Raw genomic sequence first — 1,905 nt, forward strand, 5'->3', positions numbered from 1 at the left:
ACCGCCTGCTGGTGTTCGCCCGCAAGCCCGCTCCTGTCCAGGCTTCCTGGCTCGGCTTCGGCTACACCACCGGCCTGGACACGATGGATTACCTGATCGGCGATGCCGTCTTCACGCCGCCCGGCTGTGAACACCTGTTCAGCGAGAAGATCCATCGCCTCGGCCGCGCTCCCTGGGTCTACCAGCCGCCAGCCGAATCGCCCGAGCCAGGCGACTCGCCTGCCCTGCGCAACGGCCAAGTCACCTTCGCCTGCCTGAGCCGCACCGAGCGCATCAATGCGCGCATGATCGAAGCCTGGGCTCGCATTCTTCAACGCCTGCCCGAGGCACGGTTGCGGCTGGACAGCAGTAATTTCAGCGATGCCGGCATGAGACAAACGGTGGAGACGCAGTTCACGGCGCATGGCGTGCCGGCACATCAGCTGCATTTCGCCTTCACCACGCCGGTATGGAACGCGTACCGCGAGGTCGACATCGTGCTGGACTGCTTCCCGCACAACTCCGGCACCACCACTTACGAAGCCCTGTGGATGGGTGTGCCGGTTGTCACCCTGGCCGACCGGCCTTCGGTCGGCCGCCTCGGCGCCAGTATCCTGTCCTGCATCGGCAAGCCCGAATGGATCGCCGGCTCGGTCGACGACTATGTCGAGCGCGCCGTCGCCCTGGCGCAGGACACTTCGCTGCTGGCTCGGGAGCGCGCCTCCCTGCGCCAGACCATGCTCGCCTCCCCGCTCCTGGACCAGGACGGCTTCGCTCGCGACATGGAAACGGCCTACCGGAACATGTGGATCGTTTGGTGTGGCGGAGGATCCCCGGGACACGCGGACTCGAATGATGGAGCAGCATACGATTCCATCGAAGCCGCATTGGATCTCCACCGCACAGGACACCTGCAAGAAGCCGAGGATGCTTACAAGAGGATCTTGCAAGCCTCTCCCGATCACGTGGACGCTTTGCACTCCCTGGGATTGTTACATCATCACCGTGGAGATAATTCCGCTGCGGCATCGCTGATTCGACAGGCGATTGATGTACAGGCGAAGTCCGGGTGCGGCGCCGCGGCCCGCCTGTACAGCAATCTTGGACTCGTACTGGAGGCCGACGGCAAGATTGTCGAGGCGATTACCGCCTTTCGGCAGGCTGTTGAACTTGAGCCGGACGATGTCGAAGCCTGTCTCAATCTGGGAAACGGCCTCCGGAGAAACGGACAGCGTGACGAAGCGACAGAGATCTTTCGTCTCGCCATCGCGAGAAATCCAGGCTATGCAAAGGCGCACAACAATCTGGGCATGGTGCTTCTGGAAGCCGAAAAGAGAACCGAAGCCATCGCTTGTTACGAACAGGCAATCAAACTCGCGCCGGATTATGCGGAAGCATGGCTTAATCTGGGCGTCGCCAACAAGCGATTCCCGGGAAAAGCGGCTGAATGCTATCGAAAGGCCATCGAACTTCGGCCGGAATTTCTCGACGCCCTCAACAATCTGGCGGCAACCTTGATCGAACTGGGCAAGCCGGATGAAGCGCTCGAATACGCCCGTCGCACCCTTGCACTCAATGCTGATCATGCCGAAGCGCATTACAACATCGGCGTCATCTTGCAGTCGCAAGGCAGGCTCGAAGAAGCCATCGTCCATCACCGGCGCGCGATCGAGCTGAAGCCGGACTACGCCGACGCGTACAGCATCCTGGGCATCAATCTTCAAAGCATGGGAAGGATGGACGAGGCAATTGCCTGCTACGAGCAGGCGTTGCGATTCAACCCGGAACATCTGAACGCACAGAGCAACCTGCTGTTCTGCGTCAATTACCATCCGACGCTGACCGCCGAAGAAGTCTATGCAAGGTACCGCGAATGGAATGCGCGCTGCGCCGCAAGGTTCGCCGCCGATATCCCGCCGTTTGCGA

General features: G+C 61.0%; 1 protein-coding gene. It reads left to right on the plus strand.

From position 1 onward, the window contains the following. The coding region (locus ACNOHI_RS24450) for a tetratricopeptide repeat protein (RefSeq protein WP_420477334.1) at positions 1 to 1,905 on the plus strand (1,905 nt) is incomplete at both ends.

The sequence above is a fragment of the Noviherbaspirillum sp. ST9 genome, assembly GCF_048799745.1.
Taxonomy (GTDB): Bacteria; Pseudomonadota; Gammaproteobacteria; order Burkholderiales; family Burkholderiaceae_D; genus Noviherbaspirillum.